The organism is Mycobacterium sp., assembly GCF_040509115.1.
In the GTDB taxonomy this organism is placed as follows: domain Bacteria; phylum Actinomycetota; class Actinomycetes; order Mycobacteriales; family Mycobacteriaceae; genus Mycobacterium.
Genome location: NZ_JBEVLO010000269.1, coordinates 1 through 4,500, shown reverse-complemented (window position 1 = coordinate 4,500; position 4,500 = coordinate 1). Strand labels below are relative to the sequence as shown.

At 62.1% G+C, this 4,500-nt stretch carries 5 protein-coding genes; 3 read left to right on the top strand and 2 right to left on the bottom strand.

The window, feature by feature from the left end; translation table 11 throughout:
• The 3 genes from ABW137_RS18290 to ABW137_RS18280 all read left to right on the top strand — a co-directional run.
• A partial coding sequence (locus tag ABW137_RS18290; RefSeq protein WP_526402513.1) for an alpha/beta fold hydrolase occupies positions 1 to 570 on the top strand: 570 nt, incomplete at its 5' end.
• A 252-nt stretch (positions 571 to 822) separates the two neighbouring features.
• Positions 823 to 1,971 (top strand): amidohydrolase family protein, encoded by a 1,149-nt coding sequence (locus ABW137_RS18285; RefSeq protein WP_526402511.1) that lies wholly within the window; start codon positions 823 to 825, stop codon positions 1,969 to 1,971.
• Between the two features lie 20 nt (positions 1,972 to 1,991).
• Positions 1,992 to 2,222 (top strand): hypothetical protein, encoded by a 231-nt coding sequence (locus ABW137_RS18280; RefSeq protein WP_526402509.1) that lies wholly within the window; start codon positions 1,992 to 1,994, stop codon positions 2,220 to 2,222.
• 332 nt (positions 2,223 to 2,554) lie between these two features.
• Here the strand turns inward: ABW137_RS18280 and ABW137_RS18275 are convergent, their stop codons facing one another.
• Together ABW137_RS18275 and ABW137_RS18270 are read right to left on the bottom strand one after the other, a co-directional pair.
• Entirely contained in the window at positions 2,555 to 3,556 is a 1,002-nt protein-coding gene (locus ABW137_RS18275) for a phosphotransferase family protein (protein WP_526402507.1), read from the bottom strand.
• An 11-nt stretch (positions 3,557 to 3,567) separates the two neighbouring features.
• A partial coding sequence (locus tag ABW137_RS18270) for an acyl-CoA dehydrogenase family protein (RefSeq protein WP_526402505.1) occupies positions 3,568 to 4,500 on the bottom strand: 933 nt, incomplete at its 5' end.

The window sequence follows — 4,500 nt, the reverse complement described above, 5'->3', positions numbered from 1 at the left end:
CTGACCGATGTCACGGTGGTGGCCAACGACACCGGCGGCGGTCTGGTGCTGGCCGCTCTCGGTGATCCCGGCCTGGACACGTCGCGGATCGGACGACTCGTTCTCACCAATTGCGATAGCTATGAACACTTTCCGCCTGGCGCGTTCGCTCAGATCGTGAGACTCTGCCGCCTGAGCTCGGCAGTCGGCGGCCTGATTTTGCGGTTGCTGGCCACTGAAGCAGGGCAGAAGTTTTTCCTCAAGGCCGTCTGTCGCCATCCGCCGACAGCAGAGCGCCAACGCGAAGTCTTCGGAGCGTTCGCCACCAGCGCCGCGGCACGACGTGACGCGGTCACGGTGACCGCGTCCCTGGATCCGGCGCTGACACTGCGGGCAGCTGCTGCTATCGAAGCCTTCGACAAACCTGTCAGTCTGGCCTGGGGTGTCAACGACAAACTCTTTCCGTTGGCGCACGCCCAACGCCTACGCGCAGCCTTCCCGCGGGGCACTCTCGAAGAGATCGACGGCAGCGCAACATTTGTCATGCTCGATGCGCCGACGCAACTCGCGGCTGTGATCCGCGGCCGGTGAGCCCGTCTGATCTACCCGATAATGCCGGGTTCTCGGCGCCGACCTCGGCTCCGTCGGTGGCATCGACCGCTGGCTCTATGCCGAGCGTGCCACGCTTCGCCGTGACTGAGCAGGCCGATCAGCCGGCGGCATTGACCTTCAATGTGACCTCGGTCTCTAATCACCCGCGGACGTCTGATACTCTGAAGCGGTTACAGTCGCGTTCATGCGTCGATTATGACTATCAGTCGCATCGAGAAAGTGAATCATCCCATGCCTTTGCAGAGCCATATGCAGCTCATCTCTACCGATGACCATCTGATCGAACATCCCCGATTGTGGACAGATCGGTTGCCGTCGAAGTTTGTCGAGCGCGGCCCACAGATCGTCGAGCAACGGATCGGCGCCTCGGAGCGGTTAGCGCAGGTATGGCGCTACGAAGACCGAATCTATCCCTACATCGGACTGAATGCGGTAGCGGGAAAAAAGCCTGCGGAATACGGGCTGGAGCCCACCCGGTATGAGGATATGCTGCCCGGCTGCTATGACCCGAAGGCTCGGATCGCGGACATGGATATCGACGGGGTCCAGGCCACGTTGTCGTTCCCGTCGTTTCCCAAGTTCGCCGGCACGGCATTCCTCGATGGCGATGACCTTGAGCTGGCGTTGCTTTCCGTCCAGGCGTGGAATGACTATGTGCTCGACGAGTGGTGCCCGACCGCACCGGATCGACTCATTCCGTTGACAATCCTGCCACTGTGGTCGGTTTCGGAGTCAGTCAAGGAGATCCATCGCACCGCAGCGAAGGGGTCGCGAGCGATTTCGTTCCCGGAGAATCCGGCGCCCTTGGGGTTGCCGTCGTTTCATACTGACCACTGGGATCCAGTCTTCTCAGCAGCCGAGGAAACCCAACAGCCGTTGTGCGTGCATTTCGGCACCTCCGGTCAGGCTCCGAGCACCGCGCCGGAGGCTCCGTTCGCCGTGACGATCGCGCTGTTCGGTTGCAACTCGATGTACGCGACGGCCGATCTGTTGTTCTCACCGGTGTTCCACCGGCACCCGAACTTGAAGGTCGCGCTGTCTGAAGGGGGCATCGGGTGGGTGCCCTACATGTTGGAACGCCTCGACCTGACGTGGGAGAAACACCGCTATTATCAAAACATCAATCAGACGGTGCGCCCGTCAGACCTGTTCCGGCAGCACCTTTTCGGATGTTTTATCGACGACGAACATGGCCTAGAAAACCGGCACTCCGTCGGCATCGACAACATCACCTGGGAAGGCGATTACCCACATTCGGATTCTAACTGGCCCAACAGCCGCAAACGGCTCCACGATGTGATGATCGACATCCCCGATTCGGAGGTGCATCAAATGGTCGAACTCAATGCACGGCAGTTGTTTCACTTCCCACGTACCTGACCGAAACGGAGCGTACTGACATGGAAGAGCGCATCGAACAACTCCCACAAGATGACTGGGTTGATCAGGATCTGCTGACAAAAGACTTGGCAGGCTCCAAGTTGGATGCCGAGATCGCGGGGCAACGCCAACGCATCGCCGACTACGACGCCGGCGCGGCGACCACTGCAGACATCTACACTCGCGAACAGATGGAGCAGCGGCTCGCCGCAATGATCCAGGCACGCGAGAGCCTTCGTGGGCACGACTAGGAGGCCAGCCAGCACTCGGCAGCGGCAATAGCGTCGGGTTGTGCGACCGCCACGTCGACGCGACGGTTCGCCGGCGGAATCTACCCGAGCCTGCAGTCCGGTCTTCCTTGGGATGTCGGTCTTCGCGTTGGCACCGGCACTCGCGACGAGGACCTCAACGAGTCCACGTAGTTTGGCAGCGCATCGAGGGAGACACTTCTTGCCGTCGGCCGGCTTCCCGAAGGCGCGCCCCCCGACGTGCGATTCGGTGCAGACGACGAGTTGAACACAATGTTGGATCTGTTGCTGCGCGGACTGAAGTCCACCATCTAATAGCGCCGAGCACCGAATCGCTACGGGTTCCGCAGCACTCTCAACCCGGCGGCAATGAATTCCGGCGCCGCATCAGCGGCACGCATTGCTCCGTCGCCGGCATCGGAACCCTGTAGCGCGCGATGAGTGATCCCTTCGCTGATGACCCCGAGTTTAAAGTTCGCCAGCGCAAGGTAAAAGTTCCAGTTAGAGAGATCGCGGCCTGACGCGATGGCGTAGCGGTGCGCGAGGGTGTCGGCCGACGGCAGCCTCGGACTAGTCCACGCCGCCTGCGTGCCCAGCACCAGATTGAACAGCGGGTCTCGATACACGCACATCAATGCAATGTCGGTGAGGGGATCGCCGATGGTCGACATCTCCCAATCCACCACGGCCCGGACCACCGTCGGATCGGACGAATCGACGATGGTGTTGTCAATTCGTAGGTCGCCGTGCACGATCGACGCATCCGACGCGGGTGGAACGGCTTGGGCCAGAGCGGTGTGCATCGTGGCGACATCGGGTAGGTCGCGGGTCCGCACCCGCTCCCATTGGCGTGCCCACAGGTTCACCTGCCTGCTGAGGAACCCGCAGGGCCGCCCAAATTTGCCGAGGCCGATCTGGTCGTAGGGCACGGCGTGTAGGGCGGCCAGCACCTTTACGATGGCTGAGGCGTTGGCGTCGACCTGCTCGTCGCTCAAATCGGCCAACTCGGTCTGATCGCGAATGACGACCCCGTCGACGAACTCCACCACCGTCATCGGAACGCCGAACGCAGTGCCTTCGGCGTCGAAGGCCACGGTCTTCGCGACCGGCACGGCGCTGCCTTGGAGGGCACTCGCCACGATGTATTCGCGGCCCATGTCGTGCGCCGAGGGGGTTATCCCCCGTACCGGCGGACGGCGCACGACCCAAGCCGTGACGCCGTCACTGACCCGAAAAGTCAGATTCGATCGGCCACCGCTGATCAAATCCGCCGTCAACTCGCCGCAGACATCGATTCCTGCCCCGATCAGATAGTCCCTGAGGGCGGCTGTATTCATCCCCGGCAGACTCATGGACGGTCCTGGGCGGCGCGTTTGGCGGCGCCTACTGCGCGTTTGGCGATAGCCCATCGGTGGACTTCTGACGGTCCGTCATAAACGCGGAATGGCCGCACTTCCCGAGAAAGCCGCGCCAGCGGTAAATCATCGGAGACGCCGAGACCGCCGCACATCTGGATGCTGCGGTCCACGATACGGAAGATCGCCTCGGAGGCAAAGGTTTTCGCGATGGATGTCGCATCGGAGGCAGGAGCACCCTGGTCGAGCTCCCAGCATGCGCGGATCAACAAGGCCCGAGATGCTGCCATGTCGATCTCGTTATCGGCCACCATCTTCTGCACCATGCCGAGGTCACCAATCTTGGATCCGAACCCCTCGCGACAGGCCACGTGGTCCAGCGCGATGTCATGTGCACGGCGCGCTGCCCCCAGCCAACGCATCACGTGGGTCATGCGCGCGGGCCCCAACCTTACCTGCGCGTAGTCGAATCCCCGGTCGACCTCGCCCAGCACCCCCGCATCGGAAACGAATAGATCGTCGAAGAAAACCTCGCAGTGCCCGCCGATCATCGACCTATCCAATGTGCTTATGTGCCTACCGATCCGGATGCCATCGGCATCGGCAGGGGAGAGGAACATCGTGGCCCCTCCGCGCTGGCCAGGCTCACCCGACGTCCTTGCGAAAACAATGAAGAACCCGGCTCCGTCAGCGCCGGTGATGAACCACTTGCGCCCGCTTATCCGCCAGCCTCCCGCAACCCGGACTGCGCGCGTGGAAAGCGCCGACGGATCCGATCCGGCGCCGGGAGCCGGTTCGGTCATCGCGAACGCGGAACGGACCTCCCCTCGGGCGAGCGGATCAAGATATTCCTGCTTCTGATCTGGATTCGCAATATGGGCCAGCATGTGGAGGTTGCCTTCATCGGGAGCTGCGATGTTCAGGGC

Coding starts and splice junctions, on each gene's coding strand:
- ABW137_RS18285 (WP_526402511.1), top strand. CDS start 823: ATGCCTTTGCAGAGCCATATGCAGCTCATCTCTACCGATGACCATCTG.
- ABW137_RS18280 (WP_526402509.1), top strand. CDS start 1,992: ATGGAAGAGCGCATCGAACAACTCCCACAAGATGACTGGGTTGATCAG.
- ABW137_RS18275 (WP_526402507.1), bottom strand. CDS start 3,556: ATGAATACAGCCGCCCTCAGGGACTATCTGATCGGGGCAGGAATCGAT.